Origin of the sequence: Seonamhaeicola maritimus (assembly GCF_008056315.1) — a bacterium.
GTDB classification, from domain to species: Bacteria; Bacteroidota; Bacteroidia; order Flavobacteriales; family Flavobacteriaceae; genus Seonamhaeicola; species Seonamhaeicola maritimus.
Window position 1 is genome coordinate 337,257 of record NZ_VRKQ01000018.1, and the last position, 19,780, is coordinate 357,036.

The window sequence follows — 19,780 nt, forward strand, 5'->3', positions numbered from 1 at the left end:
CATAAAAACTCATTAAATATTTTTGTTATGACTATACTTTATGTGGGAAACTCACCAGAAACTTATGGCCAGTGTGCTAAAGAGAAAAATCTTGAAATTATTACAGCGAGTAATTCTTTAGAAGCCTTAAAACTTTTAAACAAAATTAAAGATATATCTGTTATTATATGTAATTATAATTTACCTGGTAATAGTGGAATGTTTTTATATGAAAGTATTCAAGAAAAACCAGTTTTTAAGAATATACCTTTTATATTATTATCTGAAGAGTATAATAAAAACCTTTTTGAAGAGTCTTTTAAGAAAGGTGTTAGTGATTATTTTGTTGTTAAAAGTACAGAGGTTAACCATATAATTGATAAAGCACAATCATTACAGAATTTCAAAGGAAATGGAAATAAAGTAAGTAAAGATTTAGATCAAAAAGTAGAGTATAAGATTCCTATTTCTAAGAGAGTGTTTGATATTGTTTTTGCTTCATTGGCATTAATTGCTTTATCACCTTTATTGTTAATAATAATGCTAGCTATTCGATTAGAGTCTAAGGGAAAAGTCTATTACATTGCAAAACGTGTTGGTAGAAAAACATTTGATTTTTATAAACTGCGGTCTATGAGAACGGGATCTGATGAATTAATAAAAAAACTTGCAAAAGAAAAAAATCAATATAATTCGGAAAAACCAGAAGTAACAATAAACTTAAATAAGACCTGTCCAAAATGTGAAAAGTTAAATGAAGGTCAGTTTTGTTCACCAATTCTGCATGTAGACAATAATGAAATATGTGACTACTGGTATAATTATCAGAAAAAAGAAGTAGAAAAAAACAAATCAACGTTTATAAAAATAGTAGATGATCCTAGAATTACAAAAGTTGGTATAATCATAAGGAATACAAGTATTGATGAATTGCCACAGTTAATTAATGTTTTAAAAGGAGATATGTCTATTGTTGGTAATCGTCCTCTACCCGTATATGAGGCAGAACTACTTACCAAGGATGAACTGTCAAAACGCTTTCTAGCACCAGCAGGTATAACAGGTTTATGGCAAGTTGAATTGCGTGGAAAAGGCGGAGATATGTCAGAACAAGAACGTATGCAGTTAGATAGTAAATATGCTGATTATTTTATAGGGAACAATTATTCTTTTTGGTATGATGTTCAAATAATTTTGAAAACAATACCTGCCTTATTACAAAAAAGTTCAGTATAACATTGGAATTTTATTATGAAAAGTAAGATAATAATATTAGTATACATGATCCTTTTTTGCCTAACTATTCAACAAGTTAAGGCGCAGAACGAGGATTCTGATTCTAAATCAGAATCTATTGAACTTCTAATACCATCATTGCAGACTTTAATTGATTCTGCATTAGTTAATAACGGATTGGTGAAGTATAGACGTTTAGAAATAGAAGCTAAGGAATCTAACCTAAAATCAAAACGAAAATATTGGACTAGAAACTTTGGTGTTCAAGCTGATTCGAGATATGGAACATTCAACAATTTTGCAACAGTGACTGGAGATAATTCAACAGTAAATCTAGCCAGTAATACACAACAATTTAATTATAACGTTGGGTTATATTTAAAAATCCCTGTTTTTGATGTTATAAACCGGAAATCTCAAATTAAACAAGCTAAAGCTGAATTTGAACAGGCTAAAAGTATGGTGAAATCACAAGAAGATGAGTTAATAGAAGTTGTGATTAGATATTATGAAGATTTGGTGCTTAAGCAAAGTTTACTTGAACTAAGATCTGAAAACATTGGTAATGCCAGAGTAAACATGGAAATGGTAGAAAAGGAATTTAAAAATGGGCTAGTTGAAATTACAGAATATGTTAGAATCTCAGACATGACATCAAGAATTGCAGCTGAATTCATGAAGGCAAAATCCGATTTTTTAATTTCTAAAAAATTGTTAGAAAACTTAGTTGGCTTTCAAATAAACTAAGTATTTAAATATCTAAGAATAACTCTTCTCCTTAAGGCTTTCTTCTTTTAAATAAAGTCTCTTTTAGCTCTTGTCACTTTATCAAATTAATTCAAAATGGAATTTTTTGACATAAAATAGATTCCATTCAACTACACATAAGTTCTAACCATCGAAATATATCACCATTGTCTCCATTATGAATGTAAGTTTGACCTATTAAAAAAGAGTTGCAATTAATTCAAAATATTAAAAAGGTTATTAAAATAATTTTAATCCCCAAAGAATGAAACTTATAGACTTCATAAAATTAATATTAAAGCATAAAGTAATACTAGTATTTGTGCCATTACTAATAGGTAGCCTTGCAATACTCCTAACAAGTAATCCAAATCATAAATATTACTCACAAACAATGCTATTTACAGGTTTGGCTTCTGGCTCATCTATAGATATGGATAAGTCTTTTAATTATTTCGCATCCAATATTGCATTTGATAACTTAATAAACATTATTAATTCTAGAGAAACTCAAGAAGAAGTTGCAGTAAGATTATTGAGTCAACATTTATTGTTGGATGGTCCTGATGATAGATTTATTTCAAGTAAAAACTATAATGAACTTAAAAACGAAATACCACAAGACATATATAAATATGTTGTAAGATCATCCAAAACTAATTCAGAAAACACAATTCCATATGATTATGATAATGGAGGGGTAAAGTCTTTACCTGAATCTATTGATAAGATAGATTATGAGCAAACGGTTTCTAACCTAATGGCTTTAATGAATAGTGATAATGTGAATTTTGTTTATTCTTTATTAAATTTTGAACACCCAGTATATTCATTAGAAACTATATCAAAGGTGAAATCTATCCGTATCTCTAATAGTGATTTAGTGAAAATTAGTTATGAGGCGGATGATCCAGGTATTTGTCAACAAACCTTGGCCATTTTTAATGAGGTATGTATAAGAAAGTATAAAGATTTAAAAGAAAATGGGTCTGATGCTGTGGTTAAGTATTTTGAATCTCAACTTGAAAAATCACAAAAAAACTTAACAGCTATTGAAGAGCGACTACTAAAATTTAATCAAGATAATAGTATAATTAATTACTATGAGCAAAGTAAGGCGGTGGCTATTGTTAAGGAAGAACTTGAGGTAGAATACAGCAATAAGAGAGCTGATCTTGCGGGTTCAGAGGCTTCAACTAGAAAACTTGAGCAAAAGCTAAAAATTCAAGAATTAATTCAGAATAAGAATGACCAAATTTTAAAAAACAAAAAGCGTCTAGGAGATTTACAATATAAGATTGTGATGATGGAAGCCAAATCTTTAGAATCTGAAGAACGGTTAAATGATCTTAATAGCTTAAAAAAAGAAGCTAGTAATCTAGAAGAAGAAATAGAATCTAGTGTAAGCCAGTTATATTCATTTCAAAATAGCGTTGAAGGTGTTCCTATAAAAAAAGTTTTACCTCAATGGGTTGACCAAGTTGTAGAGACAGAAGACCTAAAGGCCAAACTTAATGTTATGGATACACGTAATAAAAAGTTTGAAGAAAAATACGCAAATTATGCACCAGCAGGTGCAAATCTTAAGCGTATAGAGCGTGAAATTAATGTAGCCGAAGAAGAATACCTTGAGATTTTACACGGACTTAATCTTGCTAAATTAAAATATCAAGATACCCAGTTATCAAGTAACCTAAAAGCCGTAGATCCGCCATATTATCCTTTAAAACCTATGCCGTCAAAAAGGAAATTAATCATTATTGCTGTCTTGTTAGTAAGTTTTATTATGCTTTTAGGAGTCATTTTGGTAATGGAATTTTTTGATAATACATTAAAAAATATTGATATAGCTGAGGGCAAACTCAATATTCCTGCAATGGGAATGTTAGCTAAACTTTTTAAAACAAATGGACTGATAGATTTGATAAGTGTTCAAGATAGACTGATGGAACTATCAATGCAAAATTTAAATCATACTTTAAAAAAGCAAAAGTCGGTCAACAAGCCAATGGTGATAACCATTTTCAGCATGCAAAAGGATGAAGGTAAAACTGTAATTGCAAATAATATAGCCAGAAAACTTGAGCAATCAGATAAAACAGTATTATTCCTGAATCATTCAAATATTGAAAAACAAAAAAATAATACAACCAAACACTCTTTGCTGCATAAACTTTTAGGGTATCAAGACCCAAGAAATGACTATAATCATCCATTTTTAAAAGCTTCTATTAAAGAAACAGATGGTATAGATGTAACAGCATATAATGTAGATAAAACATTTTATAATGCTAAAACTTTTGAAGATTTGAATGGTAGTATGCCTAAGAAATCAAACCAAATTCCTGATTTTGTGATTATCGAATTGCCCAATATTTTAGAAGTTAATTATCCGGCAGATTTAATGATAAATTCAGATATAGCATTACTCGTGTGTAGGTCAAACAGACTTTGGTCTAAAGCGGATGAGAGCTTGTTAAATAATGTCAAAGAACTTACACCTTCAAAATTACAGTTTATTATAAATGGTGTAGAATTAAATGAGGTAGAGGCACTTGTAGGAGAGTTGGTTAAGCAAAGGTCAAAATTCAGAAAACGAATAAAAAATATTCTTAGGCTACAGTTTTATTCAGAAAGTCATATATAACAAGTATGTATCAATTTATAGCAAAAATTTTAAAAGAAGATAATTTCTTGTCATTAGCGGGAAACCTTATTATTGCGGTTTTTGGTCTTGGTAGTTTTGCCTTGTTGGCTAGGGGCCTAGATCCAATATATTTTGCACAATGGGTATTATTTATTTCGGGAGGAGCTTTAGTTGAAATGTTACGTTTTGGAGTAACTAATAATGGTTTGGTTAGATTCTTAAGTGGTGCGTCTAAAACGGCAAGCGCTCAATTAATAGGTTCTAATGTGCTTATAAGTTTTGTTACTACTCTGATAATAACAGTATTGCTAATTGGTTTTAAATTCCTATTTAAAGATTCTATAAATAATTCTGGTTATGTTCTCTTTTTTTCTTGGTACCCTATATTGGCATTTGTAAACCTACCATGGAACAATGCGCTTGTTGTAATGCAGGCAAAAATGAATTATGGAAAAATGCTTGTTATAAAAGCTATTAATAGTGGTTTGTTCTTTTTGTTTTTAGTCCTTAATTATATCGTGTTTAATCTTTCTGTTATTGAATTAGTTTGGGCATTGATTATTATAAACCTTTTTACATCTACGCTTTGTGTTATTAATAACTGGGATGGTTTAAAGTTCATAAAAAAGGCGAATAAAGGAACCAATAAAACTCTATTAAATTTTGGTAAGTATAGTACATTTACATTAATAGGAACAAATTTATTAAGGAATGCTGACATACTTATTATAAGTATAAGCCCTCTAGGAACTGCTGCAGTTGCATTGTTTAGTATTCCATTAAAATTAACAGAATTACAACAAATTCCGTTGAGAAGTTTTGCTGCTACAGCTTTTCCTAAAATGTCAAAAGCCAGTTTAGAAGGAAATATTAAAAAAGTACAAGGCCTATTTCATTCATACTCTGGCGCTTTAACATATTTGTTCTTGTTTATTTCTATAATCACGTTTGTTTTTGCTGAATTTTTTGTTGTATTAATTTCAGGTTATCAATATTTAGATCCAGAAACTACAAGTTTCAATATTGTAACACTTGTTAGAATACTTTCTGTATATGGTCTACTTCTACCTATAGATAGAATGACAGGAATAGGTTTAGATAGTATTAATAAACCTAATATTAATGCCTTAAAAGTAATAGTAATGTTAGGCGCAAATATTATTGGTGATTTAATTGCTGTTTACATTTTTAATTCCTTAGAATTAGTTGCCGTATCTACGTTGGTGTTTACTTCAATTGGAATAGGATTAGGTTGGTACTTCCTTAATAAGGAATGTAAAATAACCTCAATTGAAATATTTAAAAGCGGCAATAGGTTTTATAATGGTCTATGGGTTCAAACTAAGGTTCTTTTACAACAATTTAAGGTTTAAAAAAAGGTATGAGTTCATTTAATAATGATATAAACCCTTTTGAAGCCAATTCTGGTTCCCTACGATTAGCTAATCTCAATATTCTAATTCCTGTAATTGCTATTGCATTATTAATGGCTTTAGTTATTATTAAAATTGAAATTTTAGGCTTTATATTATGGCTTACCCTTTTTTTTGTTATTGCCCTATTGTATGTAATATTTAAAAACCCAAAAACGGGTATTTTTCTTTTAATTATTTTGGGGTTCTTTGTTACAGGTGCGGGAAGATATGTTACAGCACCTTGGGGTTTAACAATAGATGCCTTGTTGGTGCTAATATATATAGCATTATTTTTCAAAGCATTTGCCGAAAAAATTCATTGGATAAAAGCAAAATCAAGTTTAACTTGGGTTGTAACTATTTGGATGGGTTATATTTTACTTCAAATAGGCAATCCTGAGGCTCAAAGTATTGAGGCCTGGTTTTATGCCATGCGTGGTGTAGCTTTATATCAATGGCTTTCCATACCGTTGTTATTTATACTATTTAATAAGTCAAAGGATTTAGATACTTTTTTTATTATTTGGGGAATTTTATCATTACTAGGGACTCTAAAAGGATTTCAACAATTCCATTTTGGAGTAGATCCTTTTGAGCAGCGATGGTTAAATCAAGGAGGTGCTGAAACTCACATACTTTTTGGAAAACTTCGAGTTTTTTCTTTTTATTCTGATGCTGGACAATTTGGTGCATCCCAAGGACATGCTGGAGTTGTATTTGGTATTTTGGCTTTATTCAAAAAGGGTAATTTAAAATTAAAATCATTTTTTGCATTTGTGGCGTTAGCTGGTTTTTTGGGAATGCTAATCTCTGGAACCCGAGGTGCTATTGCCGTACCTGCCCTAGGTGGAATTATGTTCTTAATTCTTAAAAAGAATATAAAAATTCTTGTTTTAGGAGGTATATTGGGTATATCCGTATTTATATTTTTTGCTTATACAACTATTGGTCAAGGTAATGCAGAAATTAGAAGGATGCGTACTGCTTTCGATCCAAATGAAGCTTCTCTTCAGGTACGACTAGCTAACCAGAATAAATTAAAGGGATATCTTGCTTCCCGTCCTTTTGGTGGTGGTGTTGGGGCCACAGGAAATTGGGGGCAACGTTTTACACCTCATACTTTTTTGGCAAATACCGCTACTGATAGTTGGTATGTAATGATTTGGGCAGATACTGGAGCAGTAGGGCTTATTTACTACTTATTTATGATCTTTTTTATTTTAATTACAGGAGCTTATAATGTTATGTATAAGATAAAGGATGATTGGCTAAAATCCCAAATTGGTGCTTTGGTATGTGGTATGGCCGGAATTATGATGGCCTCTTATGGTAATGGTGTATTCGGACAAATGCCAACAGGTATACTTATGTATGTTGGTATGGTTTTTATGTTTATTTCACCTAAAATGGACAAGTTGAAACAAAAAACTGCCATTCAACTACACTAAACCTCTATCCGTCGAAATATCCCTCAATACGGTATTGTCTAAATGTAAGTTTGTACTATAAAAATTTAGTATTATGAACTATAGAAGTATAGACGATTTAAACAATGTAATTCTTAAACAGCTTCATTTAATACCAAGAGATATTGATCTTATTGTTGGAGTTCCTAGAAGTGGTATGTTACCAGCTAATTTAATGGCATTATACCTTAATTTACCTTATACTGATATTCATTCTTTTATGAATGGGGTTATCTACAAATCTGGAGCAAGGAAGCAATTTTTTAATGAAAGTCATTATAAAAATATATTAGTAGTTGATGACTCTATTGCTTCAGGATCAGCTATAAAAGAATGTAAAAAAGATTTAAATCATTTAGAGTCTAAATTCAACATTAAATATTGTGCAATCTACTTTACACCAGAAAACAAAAATATGGCAGATATTGCTTTTGAAGCCATTCCTACACCTAGATATTTTCAGTGGAATATATTTAACCATACAACTCTGGAAAAAGCATGTTTTGATATTGATGGTGTGCTTTGTGTTGATCCATCAAAAGAGCAAAATGATGATGGTGCTTTGTATAAGTCTTTTTTACTTAATGCAGCACCACTTTATATTCCAGGGAGTAAAATAGGGACTATTGTAACCTCTAGACTTGAAAAATATAGAACTGAAACAGAAACCTGGTTGAAGAATAATGGAATTCATTATGATAAACTAGTAATGCTGGATTTACCAGATATGAAAGCGAGACAAAAAGCTAACAATCATGCTGGACATAAAGCAAAGGAATATCAATTAAGTAATTACAATTTATTTGTAGAGAGTGACTTGTGTCAAGCTATTGAAATCAATAGAAAGACAAAGAAACCTGTATTCTGCACAGAAAATTTTAAAATGATTTATGATTCTGAGTCCATGATATATAATTTAAAAAGCGGTAAATACCTTCCTTTTCTTCATCGTTATGGATTAAGGCTAAGAGATACAATTAGAAAGTTCAAAGTTCAGAATCAAAAGCAAACCATTAAAGAAGCCTCAACAAGTACCAATTTATAATTGTGGTTTTATAAACACTTAAAAATTATGTCTTTTATGCAATTAATAGAATATATTTTAAAAGGAATTGAATACAGTGTGTTTGGTTACTTCATGATGTCCAGTTTATACATATTTGTTTTTGCTTTTGCTGGCCATTTCTACAAAAATCGTAGAGTTAGTTATAGTAAAGTCCAAAATAGAATAGCGGTACTTATTCCCGCATATAAGGAAGACACTGTGATTGTTGAAGTAGCTAAAATGGCACTAGAGCAAAAATATCCCACTGAATATTTTGATGTGGTAATTATTGCCGATTCTTTAAAAAAACAAACTATAGCAGCTCTAAATGAACTTCCAATTATACTTACAGAGGTATCATTTAAGAGAAGTACAAAATCTAAAGCTTTAAATTTTGCAATGGACAACCTTAGTAAGTCTTATGATGTTGCTTTAGTCTTAGATGCTGACAATATTATGGAGCCTGAATTTTTGGTGAAAATCAATGATGCTTTTCAAAAAGGAAACCAAATAGTACAGGGGCATAGAAAGGCAAAAAATCTAAATACCTCATTTGCCATATTAGATGCGGCAAGTGAAGAAATAAACAATCACATATTTAGAAAAGGTCATAGAGTTTTGGGTTTATCCTCTGGACTAATAGGTTCGGGAATGGCATTTAATTACAATTTGTTTAAATCAATGATGGCATCAGTTAAGGCCATTGGAGGTTTTGATAAGGAGTTAGAGTTTAAATTCGCCATGAATAAAATTGAAATTGAATATTTACAAGATGCCATTGTCTTGGACGAAAAAATTCAAAAATCATCTGATTTTTCTAACCAGCGTAGAAGATGGCTCTCAACACAGTTTGTCTATTTACAAAAATACTTTGGCAGTGGTTGTAAAGAACTTTTCTTAAAAGGTAATATTAATTTCTTTGATAAACTTTGGCAAATGTTGATTCCACCAAGAATATTGCTTATTGGATTAACCTTTTTTATATCCTTAATTTATTTTGCTTTACCATTTATATTTAACATGGAATACCCAAGCCTTACTAATTTCTGGTATTTCAATCTGCTTATAACAGTTATTGCATTTGTTTTAGCTCTACCAAGATCATTTTATAATCTACAGACATTAAAAGCATTGATTTCATTGCCCTCGGCTTTTATTAGAATGGCACTATTGCTTTTCAAACTTAAAGGAGCGAACAAGAAATTTATTCATACCGTGCACGGAACAATCAAAAATTAAAAATTATGAGAATAGGTATAGAGGCTCAAAGATTATTTCGTCCTCATAAGCATGGTATGGACATAGTAGCTCGTGAATTAATTTTAAATCTTCAAGTTATAGATAAAGAGAATGATTATTTCATTTTTGTAAAACCTGACCAGGATAAATCAGCAATTAAAAGTACAGCAAACTTTAAGGTTGTAGAAATTCCGGGTGGCCCTTATCCATGGTGGGAGCAGTTTAAATTGCCAAGAATTGCCAAATCATATAATTGTGACATATTACATTGTACTAGTAATACTGCGCCTTATTATAAGAACATTCCTTTGATTACAACACTTCATGATATTATTTATATGGAAGGTAGTATATTGAATTTGTTATTTAATAAAGCATCTCTATATCAAAAATTTGGCAATCTATATAGAAGGGTTATTGTGAGTAAAGTGATAAAGAATAGTAGACGTCTTATTACTGTTTCAAATTTTGAAAAAGAGAACATAACTAAATATTTTAAGCTAAAACACAAGGAAATTAAAGCTGTTCATAATGGAGTGAATAAAACATTTACGGTAAATATGGATGCTGATCACATAGAAAGGGTAAAATCAAAGTATAAATTACCGGAAAACTATTTTCTGCATATAGCTAATAAAGACCCAAGAAAGAATACTAAAAAAGTGCTGATAGCATTCAAAGATTTTTTGGAAAGAACCACTTCCAAACAAAAGCTTTTGATGCTCGGATGTAAAGATGCTGACCTAAAAATTTCATTAAATGACATTGGAGCTATAGATCTTTACAATCACATTATTTTAACTGGATATGTTTCAGATGAAGACTTGCCAGTAATTTATAAGTTGTCTCAACTTTTTTTGTTTCCATCGCTAAGGGAAGGATTTGGGATACCAATTATAGAGGCCATGGCTTGTGGTGTTCCAGTTATTACATCAAATACTTCTTCAATGCCAGAAGTAGCAGGTAATGCAGCTCACTTAATTGATCCAAATAAAATAGAGGATATATCTAGTGCAATGCTGAAGATTGTTTCTAACGAAAACTATAAAAACATGCTAATTCATAGGGGACTTAAACGAAGTAAAGAGTTTTCTTGGAATAAAATGGCATTTCAAGTTTTAGAGCAATACAAACAATTATATAAAGAAATTAACACCTAAGGTTATGATAAAAGGAAAAGATATTGTCATTATTGGTATTCAACCATGGGATATTGAAATTGGAAGTAATTGCAAAAATATAGCCCTTGAATTTGCTAAAGATAATCGAGTGCTTTATGTAAATCCACCAATGGATAGAATAACACGAATAAAACAAAAGAATAATCAAAGAATTCAAAAAAGAATTAGAATAGCAAAAGGGCAAATTCCGAATCTTGAAAAGATAAGTGATAACCTTTGGAATGTTTATCCCAAAAACACAGTAGAATCTATAAACTGGGTTGGTTCTCACAGTATTTTTAAAATTTTAAATAAGCGGAATGCTCATTTATTATCAAGTGATATTAAATCGGCGATAAAACGCTTAAACTTTTCAGATTTCATTTTGTTTAATGATAGCTCAATGTTTCTTGGACTTCATTTAAAAGAATTGCTTCAACCAAAAGTGTATGCATACTATATGAGGGATTATCTTGTAAAAGTACCTTATTGGCAAAAGCATGGAGAGAGAATAGAACCGCACGTTGTTGAAAAAGCAGATGTACTTACTACTAACTCTGATTTTTTTGCTGAGTTTGGTTTGAGATATAATCCTCATAGTTATATGGTAGGACAAGGTTGTGATGTTTCTCATTTTAGTGATGAAGATGATACTATAAAAGTACCTAATGACTTTAATGATATACCGTCACCAGTAATTGGGTATGTTGGTTCTTTAACAACACTAAGGCTTGATATTAAACTACTTGAACACATTGCAAACGAAAGAAAAGACTGGAGTATTGTTTTGGTTGGGCCAGAAGATGAGGATTTTAAGAAGTCCGAATTACACAACTTGCCAAACGTGTATTTTTTAGGAAGAAAAGATAGTTCTGAACTCCCAAATTATGTAAAAGGGTTTGATGTGGCTATGAACCCACAGTTGATAAACAACTTAACCATTGGGAATTATCCACGAAAAATCGATGAATATTTAGCAATGGGTAAACCTATTATTGCAACTAAAACTAAAGCCATGGAGATGTTTAAAGATTCTGTTTACCTAGGCTCTACAAAAGAACAATACATAGAATTAATAGAAAAGGCCTTAATAGAAGACTCAAAAGAACGTGCCAAAGATAGAATTAATGTAGCTAAAAGTCATACTTGGACGAACAATGTTGAAGCAATTTATAATGCTATAATAACGGCTACTAAACACAAAGTGAAATGGGATTAAAAGAGAAAATAAAATCTAATGATAGGCTAAAGAAGCTTGTACATTGGTCAATTCTTATTCCAAATCAGACAAGACCAAGATTATGGGTAAAGTGGTTTGTTAATCCATTTTACCATAAAAAAGGGAAAGGAGCCCGCATAAGAAGAAGAACACGTTTAGATGTAACTCCTTGGAATAAGTTTGAATTAGGATACAGGTCAACTATCGAAGATTTTTCGGCTATAAACAATGGTGTTGGTCCTGTAATTATAGGAGATAGAACTAAAATAGGATTGAGTAATACTATAATTGGTCCCGTAACTATTGGTAATGATATACGTTTGGCTCAAAACATAACCCTATCAGGTTTAAATCACAATTATGAAGATATAACACTTCCTATTCATGAGCAAGGTGTATCTACAGCTCCAATTGTTATTGAAGATGAAACCTGGATTGGCGCAAATGTAGTAGTGGTAGCTGGTGTAACTATTGGCAAGCATTCTATTGTGGCAGCAGGTAGCATTGTAACTAAAGATGTTCCACCTTATTCAGTGGCCGTTGGTAATCCGGCTAGAATAATAAAACAATACAATTTCAAGACAAGCTCTTGGGAAAAAATTAAAAACTAAACTCATGGAATTCTTAAAACTGTTTTTTTGGATATTATTATTTATTGTGTTCTATACATATATTGGTTATGGTATTCTATTATATTTAATAATTAAGATTAGAAGAACCTTCAAAATTGGTAATAAAGTAGATATAGATAGTTCTTATGAACCAGAAGTAACTTTATTTATATCCGCTTATAATGAAAAAAATTATGTAGAGGCAAAAATGAAAAATTCTTTAAAGCTTGAATATCCTATAGATAAATTAAATATTGTTTGGGTTACAGATGGATCTGATGATGGCACACCAGAATTATTAAATAAATATCCAAATACTACGGTACATCATTTAGATGCAAGAAATGGCAAAATAGGAGCAATGAACAGAGGCATGGAATTTGTAAAAACGCCTATTGTCATTTTTAGTGATGCTAACACCATGTTAGGTAAAGAATCTGTAAGACGAATTGTGAATCAATTTAGTGATGCAACTGTAGGATGCGTTTCTGGAGAAAAGCGCATAATAAATAAAGAAAGTGATGTTGCCTCAGGCGCAGGTGAGGGTTTATATTGGAAATATGAATCAACCTTAAAGAAATGGGATGCAGAACTTTATTCTGTAGTTGGGGCAGCTGGAGAATTATTTGCGATAAGAACAAAATTATATCGTCATGTAGAAAAAGACACCTTGCTTGATGATTTTGTAATCTCATTACGCGTTGCACAGGAAGGGTATACAATACAGTATGACCCAGAGGCATATGCTATTGAAACAGCTTCTGCTAATGTAAAAGAAGAACTAAAACGAAAAATTAGAATTTCGGCTGGAGGGATCCAATCAATAGTAAGGTTGAGGTCTTTACTTAATGTTTTTAAATTTGGAACACTTTCATTTCAATATATATCACATCGCGTCTTACGATGGACTTTAACGCCCTTATGTTTGCTTTTAATAATTCCAGTTTCTTTCTTACTGGCGCATAGAATAGGAATGTTTGAAGTTGGACTTTATTCCATTTTATTTTGGCTTCAGATACTTTTTTATTTTGCCGCATTACTAGGTTGGTTTTTGGAAAATAGATCAACACGAGTAAAGGCTTTGTTTGTTCCTTATTATTTTTTCATCATGAACCTTTCTGTAGTACTTGGATTTTTTAGATATATAAAGAATTCACAGTCTGTAAATTGGGAACGGGCAAAAAGAGCCGTTTAATGTTATAACTCTATTTAATAAAGAACTCTAATACATATCAAAAAAATAGAAAATGAAATTAGGAATCATAATCATATGTTACAATAATGAAAATGATATTGATATAAGTCATTGTGCTAAATATTTAAATAAATTAAAAGATATAGAGATCTGTTTGGTTAATAATAACAGTAAAGACAATACTTATAATATTTTGGAGGAGATAAAGGAACAATGTGTTAATGTTTCTATTGTCGATATAAAAAGATTTAAATCAGGTAATTCAGCAGTCAAGGCAGGAGCTAGGTTTATGTCTAACCAATTTAGTTTAAAGTATTTGGGTTATATTAATACCAATAGTTTAATTAAATATCAAGACCTAAGTCTATTATTTAAAGCAATTAGAGATAATCAAGTTGATATATTAAATTATAATCAAAGCTTTCTAAATAAGAAGGGTATAAGACTTACAATGTTTCAAAGTTTATTTCCTGTTATGGATTATTTGGCAAAAATGAATATTGAAAATCATTATACTAACCTTAATCATCAACAGTAATTAAAGTGCTGCTAATTTAAAAGTATGTAATTTTTAAATGATTATGAAGCACATTAAATATCTAGCCTTTATTGCTTTATTATTATTGGTATTCTATGTGGTTTCCACTGCTGTAATAAGAAGAGCTTCTTATACAATTCAAACAAATGGAAAATTATACATTGTAAATAAACTGAGTAGTAGTATTACAGTTTTTGATCTATTTCATGGTAAAGAGTTGACCGAAATATATATGGATTCAGGGCCTCGTGAAATAACAACTTTAAACCCTTCTAGAAAAGTTGTTGTTGCAAACTATGGAAACCAAAATTTGGCAGGTAAAAGTATATCCATTATCAATGCTAATTCTAATAAAGTTGAAAAAACTATTGAGCTTGCGCAGAGTATAAGACCATTTGGAATTCTTAATTTTTCTTTAAGCAATAAAGTCGGAATTGTTACGGGTATAGGTAATGATTTATTAGTGGTTAATACCGAAACTGGAATTGTAGAAAATAAAATACCAACTCAGCAAATTTACAGTCATCTCTTAGTTTTTCATCCAATTAAACCTATTGCTTATGTGACAAATGTTAATTCAAATTCGGTTAGTGTAATTGATCTTAATTTAAACCAATTAATTAGAATAATTCCTTGTGGTTTGGGAACAGAAGGTATTGATATTACGCCTGATGGATCCGAAATTTGGGTTACTAATTATTTAGATAATTCTATTTCGGTAATTAATACTAAAACTTATCAAATTACACATACTATTCCAACTGGAAATGAATCTTTAAGACTCAAATTTTCTATTGACGGTAGGTATTGTTTGGTGACAAATTCTGGGGATGGAACGATAACTGTATTTAATAGACAGTTTAAAAGATTAATAAAAACAATAAGTATTCCTGGTAAAAAAGGTTTTATAGAAAGAGTACTTTACCATACACCTCGACCTGTTGGGATTTTGATGCATCCTAATGGTTCGTATGCTTTTGTGTCTAATTCCAATGCTGATAAGGTTGAAGTTGTTGATATGAAAAATTTTACTTTGGTTAGTACGATAACCACTGGTCAAGTTCCTGATGGACTAGCATTTGTTGAATAAATATGATGAAAACTTTTAGAGAATAAACCTTCGTGTTTAGGTGAGATTGTTAAAAAAACCATTCGTCTACATAAATAAGCCTACCAACCTTTTAAAATTGTCAATCATAGATTAGTTAAAAAGTAAGGATAATCTATTAATAGATTTGTACTTAAATAGTAACCTATTATTTAGGGTTTACATTATATATTATGATCAATTTTCAACATATGAGTATTATGAAAAATATTTTGAATAGCCTTTCCTTTTTTAGTGTATTATTTTTTTTCGTTTGTTCTTGTGACGTAGTTCCTGAGATTGAAGAGGAGAATATTGTGATAGAAGAGGAGGGTATATCCATAAATGTTCCAAATGGATTTGATTTTAGCACCCAACATGAAGTGCAGATTACAATAAATGATAACACCAGCAGTGGCCGATATGATATTTATGCTTATTCAGATAAAAAATACTTTGCCGGAACAGAAACGTTTGAAAACCAAGAAGGAGAAATAGTAACAGAAGATCTTTACAAATCTGATTTAATAAGTAAATTAGTTTTTTCAGGAGTACCATTTAAGGGTGTGTTAAGTCAAACAATAAGTTTACCAAAATATTATGATAAGGTATACATAAGAAGGAATGATAATTTAAAATATACATCTTCTATTGAAAATATTGTTGGCCAAAAAGTTGATTATAATTATGCTTTAGCAAATAAAAGTGTGACAGGGAAGTCTGGTTTTCCAGATATTGTGAGCGATTTTTTATATTGTGTTAATGGTTCAGCCCAATTATTTCAAGTTGATCCTCTGACTGGTAATCTTACTGATTTATCAGATATGCCTATGGGCAGTTGGACATGTGCGATAGACCAAGAAAATAAAACCTTGTATTCTATAGGAAAAAGCAGCCCTTATCCTTTGATGAAATATTCTATTGAAAATGATACTTGGGAAATTGTTGCTAATATTGGTCGAGGCGGACCAAGATTAGATTATAACTATAGGGATGGACTACTTTATTTTTCTACAGGGAATAAACTATATACATATAACCCAACAAATGGTGTTAATTTAAATACTTGGGTTATTAATGGATTGCATAGCACAAGTGGTGGTGATTTAGCCTTTGCAGAAGATGGAACACTCTTTTTGTGTACCTTTTCTGGTCTTTACAGATTAGAATTGGATGCAAATAATGAATATCAAAGTTCGAGAATAAGCTCAGATAATCTTCCATTTCAACCTACTTCAATGACCTTTGATTCTAATCAGGAATTATGGCTCGCCAATAATGCTAATAGTTCTGATTTAATTATTATGGATACTCAAACGGGTGGTTGGCAATATAATTATGGAGTTAGCGCTAATAATAACACAGACTTAGGAAGAACTATTAATGATTTAACAACATTTAGGGTATTTACTCAAACAGAAGAAGATCCAGACACTGATGGTGATGGCATTGTTGATAGAGATGATAGCTATCCTGATGATGCAAATAAAGCTTTTGAAATGTTTACACCAAGTAAATATGGTTGGGGAACTGTAGCCTTTGAAGATTTATGGCCTACAAACGGTGATTATGATTTTAATGATTTAGCTGTAAATTATAGGGTTGTTGCTGTTTTGAATGCCGAAGGTTTAGCTGTGCAATTAGATTTTATGATAAATACAAAATCAAATAGAGCAAGTTTCACAAATGGATTTGGTATTGAATTGGAATCAATTTTACCATCGCAAATAGAAAGTGTTTCTGGTAATATTTTAACACACAATTATATTAATCAGAATGCAAATGGAACGGAAGCAGGTCAAGATAATGCTGTAATAATAATTTTTGATGATTCTAATTCTATGTTAAATAGCGAAAATAAAGTATCGGTTAAATTCACATCTCCTGTAAGTACCAATGATTTAGGAACTGCACCATTTAACCCTTTTATGATAATAGATAAATTAAGAGAAAAGGAAGTGCATTTAGCTTACATGAATACAACCACACTTGGATTAAATACTTTTGAAGTAGAAGGTACTAATAATGATGCGGATGGTAATTATATAAGTAATAATGGGTTCCCATGGGCTATTAATATTGTACATGATTTTAAGGTGCCAAAAGAAAGTAAAGCTGTAAATAAGGCTTACAACCATTTTGATTCATGGGCAATTTCCGGAGGGTTAGAATTCAAAGATTGGTATAAAGATAATCCAGGGTATCGTAATTCAGATAATATTCAATTCTAAGCCTAATTAGTGATTAAATTACAATCTTATTAGAATTTATTTCTTTTATCCACCAATTGTAATCATACTACGGTTTTTTCCATGTAAGTCTGGTTTTTGGAGCTTTTCCAAAGTATCCATACCGCCACGTATTTTGAATTTGGATTGTACTGCTTTATGAACGACTGGTTCAATTGATTTTCCATTTCTAAGAGCTGTAAGTAAATCTGATTCAGTGGACGAAAACAAACAATTTTTTAATTGACCATTAGCTGTTAATCTCAATCTGTTACAAGAATCACAAAACGGATTAGTCACAGAACTTATAATGGCGAAACTACCTTTATGACCTTTAATAGTATAGTTTTTGGCTGTGTCATTTGGAGCGTCTTGCAAGCGTTCAACTATGTCTACAGGGTAGTGTTGGTTAACTTTATCCATGATGTCCTTGTAAGAAACCATTTTGCTCATATCCCATTTGTTTCCATCAAAAGGCATAAATTCTATAAATCGAATAGAAACAGGTAAATCTTTAGTGAGGTTAATAAAGTCAATAATTTCATCATCATTAAAGCCTTTCATTAAGACAGCATTCACCTTAACTGTAAAACCTTCTTTAACTAGTAGTAGAATGTTTTTATAAACTTTATCAAATTGATTTCTACGAGTGATATGAGTAAACTTATCTCTACTTAAAGAATCTAAACTTACATTGATTTTTTTAACGCCATTCGCTTTTAAGTCGTGTATAAACTTATCTATAATTACGGCATTGGAGGTTATTGAAAGTTCAACTGGAAGTGATGCTAACTTTTCAAGAATAACAGGGATGTCTTTACGAACAAAAGGTTCGCCTCCAGTTAACCTAATTTTAGTAACACCATGGTCAACAAAGGTTTTAGCAATATCATAAACTTCCTCATAGCTCATTAAATGACTTTTAGGAGACAACTGTACACCTTCTTCAGGCATGCAATACGTACACCGTAAATTACAGCGTTCTGTTAATGAGATACGCAGGTAAGTGTGGTCTCTACCGAATTTATCTTGTAATATGATTTTTTGTTTTGTCATTAATCGTGTCTAGCACCTTTTAAAATTCTAAATACATGTAACACAGATGGAAATATAGCATCCATAGATTCTTTTGCACCATTGGTTGAACCAGGTAAAGCTAGAACCAATGTGTTCCCGATAGTTCCGGCAATACTTCTTGATAACATAGAATAGGGGGTACGGTCTTGTCCGTAATTTCTAATAGCTTCTTCAATACCAGGGATTCTTCTATCTAATAATGGTAGTAAAGCTTCTGGTGTTACATCTCTTCCTGAGAGACCAGTTCCTCCGGTGTAAATTACCATATCTATTCCTTGTTCTTGATAAGACTTCGCCTTATTTTGAATAGCATCAATTTCATCTGGAATAATAACATATTCTGAAATAGCTACTTCACTTGCTTTTAGTTTTTCAATAATAGCTTTTCCTGCTTTATCTTCCTTGTGACCAGCAGAAATAGTATCAGAGCACACAACAACAGCAGCTGTTAAATCTTTTCTAAAGCGGTCTTTAAAATCAGATTTACCACCTTTTTTAGTTAGAAGTTTTATAGCATGAATTTCTATGCCTTTATCAATTGGTTTTAGCATATCGTAAATATTAAGGGCAACTACGCTGGCTCCATGCATTGCTTCAACTTCAACACCTGTTTTATAAATGGTTTTTACAGTGAAAAGGACTGTTATTTCTAAATCATTAATTTCATATTCAACACCGGTAAACTCAATAGGTAAGGGGTGGCAATCTGGTAAAATATCTGGAGTGCGTTTAACACCCAATAAACCAGCAGCTTTACTCATTGCAAAAACATTGCCTTTTGGTACAGTATCATTCTTAATTGCCTCTATAGTTTCTGGTTTACTAACCTTAACTACAGCTTGAGCCACAGCAGTTCTTAACGTTGTACTTTTATGTGTGATATCTACCATA

Annotated in this window: 16 protein-coding genes; 14 read left to right on the plus strand and 2 right to left on the minus strand. The window is 31.0% G+C overall.

Features of this window, described 5'->3' with window-relative positions; all coding sequences use genetic code 11:
* Positions 1-27 precede the first annotated feature (27 nt).
* The 14 genes from FUA22_RS16385 to FUA22_RS16450 all read left to right on the plus strand — a co-directional run bounded on the left by FUA22_RS16385 (position 28) and on the right by FUA22_RS16450 (position 17,815).
* Positions 28-1,215, plus strand: coding sequence for a sugar transferase (locus FUA22_RS16385; protein WP_147769669.1), 1,188 nt, complete (start codon positions 28-30; stop codon positions 1,213-1,215).
* 45 nt (positions 1,216-1,260) lie between these two features.
* Positions 1,261-1,962: a TolC family protein gene (locus FUA22_RS16390; protein WP_170309954.1), complete on the plus strand. Its 702-nt coding sequence runs from the start codon at positions 1,261-1,263 to the stop codon at positions 1,960-1,962.
* A gap of 265 nt (positions 1,963-2,227) precedes the next feature.
* Complete coding sequence (locus FUA22_RS16395) at positions 2,228-4,609, plus strand: GumC family protein (protein ID WP_147769671.1); 2,382 nt, start codon at positions 2,228-2,230, stop codon at positions 4,607-4,609.
* A 5-nt stretch (positions 4,610-4,614) separates the two neighbouring features.
* A complete protein-coding gene (locus FUA22_RS16400) occupies positions 4,615-5,982 on the plus strand; it encodes a lipopolysaccharide biosynthesis protein (protein WP_147769672.1) in 1,368 nt (455 codons plus the stop codon).
* Positions 5,983-5,990: 8 nt separating this feature from the next.
* Complete coding sequence (locus FUA22_RS16405) at positions 5,991-7,472, plus strand: O-antigen ligase family protein (RefSeq protein WP_147769673.1); 1,482 nt, start codon at positions 5,991-5,993, stop codon at positions 7,470-7,472.
* A 73-nt stretch (positions 7,473-7,545) separates the two neighbouring features.
* Positions 7,546-8,535: a phosphoribosyltransferase family protein gene (locus FUA22_RS16410; protein ID WP_147769674.1), complete on the plus strand. Its 990-nt coding sequence runs from the start codon at positions 7,546-7,548 to the stop codon at positions 8,533-8,535.
* Positions 8,536-8,571: 36 nt separating this feature from the next.
* Positions 8,572-9,774: a glycosyltransferase gene (locus FUA22_RS16415; RefSeq protein WP_206667118.1), complete on the plus strand. Its 1,203-nt coding sequence runs from the start codon at positions 8,572-8,574 to the stop codon at positions 9,772-9,774.
* Positions 9,775-9,779: 5 nt separating this feature from the next.
* On the plus strand, positions 9,780-10,934 hold the full coding sequence (locus tag FUA22_RS16420) for a glycosyltransferase family 4 protein (protein ID WP_147769675.1): 1,155 nt from the start codon (positions 9,780-9,782) through the stop codon (positions 10,932-10,934).
* A gap of 4 nt (positions 10,935-10,938) precedes the next feature.
* Entirely contained in the window at positions 10,939-12,153 is a 1,215-nt protein-coding gene (locus FUA22_RS16425; RefSeq protein WP_147769676.1) for a glycosyltransferase, read from the plus strand.
* On the plus strand, positions 12,144-12,764 hold the full coding sequence (locus FUA22_RS16430; RefSeq protein ID WP_147769677.1) for an acyltransferase: 621 nt from the start codon (positions 12,144-12,146) through the stop codon (positions 12,762-12,764). Before FUA22_RS16425 ends, FUA22_RS16430 begins: the two co-directional genes overlap by 10 nt.
* A gap of 4 nt (positions 12,765-12,768) precedes the next feature.
* On the plus strand, positions 12,769-13,959 hold the full coding sequence (locus FUA22_RS16435; RefSeq protein WP_147769678.1) for a glycosyltransferase family 2 protein: 1,191 nt from the start codon (positions 12,769-12,771) through the stop codon (positions 13,957-13,959).
* Between the two features lie 52 nt (positions 13,960-14,011).
* On the plus strand, positions 14,012-14,497 hold the full coding sequence (locus tag FUA22_RS16440; protein WP_147769679.1) for a glycosyltransferase: 486 nt from the start codon (positions 14,012-14,014) through the stop codon (positions 14,495-14,497).
* A gap of 43 nt (positions 14,498-14,540) precedes the next feature.
* Complete coding sequence (locus FUA22_RS16445) at positions 14,541-15,587, plus strand: beta-propeller fold lactonase family protein (protein ID WP_147769680.1); 1,047 nt, start codon at positions 14,541-14,543, stop codon at positions 15,585-15,587.
* A 218-nt stretch (positions 15,588-15,805) separates the two neighbouring features.
* Positions 15,806-17,815 (plus strand): LruC domain-containing protein, encoded by a 2,010-nt coding sequence (locus FUA22_RS16450; RefSeq protein WP_170309955.1) that lies wholly within the window; start codon positions 15,806-15,808, stop codon positions 17,813-17,815.
* Between the two features lie 45 nt (positions 17,816-17,860).
* Here the strand turns inward: FUA22_RS16450 and moaA are convergent, their stop codons facing one another.
* On the minus strand, positions 17,861-18,868 hold the full coding sequence (moaA, locus tag FUA22_RS16455) for a GTP 3',8-cyclase MoaA (protein WP_147769682.1): 1,008 nt from the start codon (positions 18,866-18,868) through the stop codon (positions 17,861-17,863).
* Positions 18,868-19,779 (minus strand): bifunctional molybdenum cofactor biosynthesis protein MoaC/MoaB, encoded by a 912-nt coding sequence (gene moaCB, locus FUA22_RS16460; protein ID WP_147769683.1) that lies wholly within the window; start codon positions 19,777-19,779, stop codon positions 18,868-18,870. The genes moaA and moaCB overlap by 1 nt, the downstream gene beginning before the upstream one ends.
* Between the last annotated feature and the right edge of the window lies 1 nt (position 19,780).

Bases quoted from the DNA above. Each gene is read 5' to 3' on its own strand.
- moaA (WP_147769682.1), bottom strand. From the start codon at position 18,868: ATGACAAAACAAAAAATCATATTACAAGATAAATTCGGTAGAGACCAC.
- FUA22_RS16385 (WP_147769669.1), top strand. From the start codon at position 28: ATGACTATACTTTATGTGGGAAACTCACCAGAAACTTATGGCCAGTGT.
- FUA22_RS16425 (WP_147769676.1), top strand. From the start codon at position 10,939: ATGATAAAAGGAAAAGATATTGTCATTATTGGTATTCAACCATGGGAT.
- FUA22_RS16395 (WP_147769671.1), top strand. From the start codon at position 2,228: ATGAAACTTATAGACTTCATAAAATTAATATTAAAGCATAAAGTAATA.
- FUA22_RS16430 (WP_147769677.1), top strand. From the start codon at position 12,144: ATGGGATTAAAAGAGAAAATAAAATCTAATGATAGGCTAAAGAAGCTT.
- FUA22_RS16405 (WP_147769673.1), top strand. From the start codon at position 5,991: ATGAGTTCATTTAATAATGATATAAACCCTTTTGAAGCCAATTCTGGT.
- FUA22_RS16390 (WP_170309954.1), top strand. From the start codon at position 1,261: ATGATCCTTTTTTGCCTAACTATTCAACAAGTTAAGGCGCAGAACGAG.
- FUA22_RS16415 (WP_206667118.1), top strand. From the start codon at position 8,572: ATGCAATTAATAGAATATATTTTAAAAGGAATTGAATACAGTGTGTTT.
- FUA22_RS16445 (WP_147769680.1), top strand. From the start codon at position 14,541: ATGAAGCACATTAAATATCTAGCCTTTATTGCTTTATTATTATTGGTA.
- FUA22_RS16435 (WP_147769678.1), top strand. From the start codon at position 12,769: ATGGAATTCTTAAAACTGTTTTTTTGGATATTATTATTTATTGTGTTC.
- FUA22_RS16400 (WP_147769672.1), top strand. From the start codon at position 4,615: ATGTATCAATTTATAGCAAAAATTTTAAAAGAAGATAATTTCTTGTCA.
- FUA22_RS16440 (WP_147769679.1), top strand. From the start codon at position 14,012: ATGAAATTAGGAATCATAATCATATGTTACAATAATGAAAATGATATT.
- FUA22_RS16420 (WP_147769675.1), top strand. From the start codon at position 9,780: ATGAGAATAGGTATAGAGGCTCAAAGATTATTTCGTCCTCATAAGCAT.
- FUA22_RS16410 (WP_147769674.1), top strand. From the start codon at position 7,546: ATGAACTATAGAAGTATAGACGATTTAAACAATGTAATTCTTAAACAG.
- moaCB (WP_147769683.1), bottom strand. From the start codon at position 19,779: ATGGTAGATATCACACATAAAAGTACAACGTTAAGAACTGCTGTGGCT.
- FUA22_RS16450 (WP_170309955.1), top strand. From the start codon at position 15,806: ATGAAAAATATTTTGAATAGCCTTTCCTTTTTTAGTGTATTATTTTTT.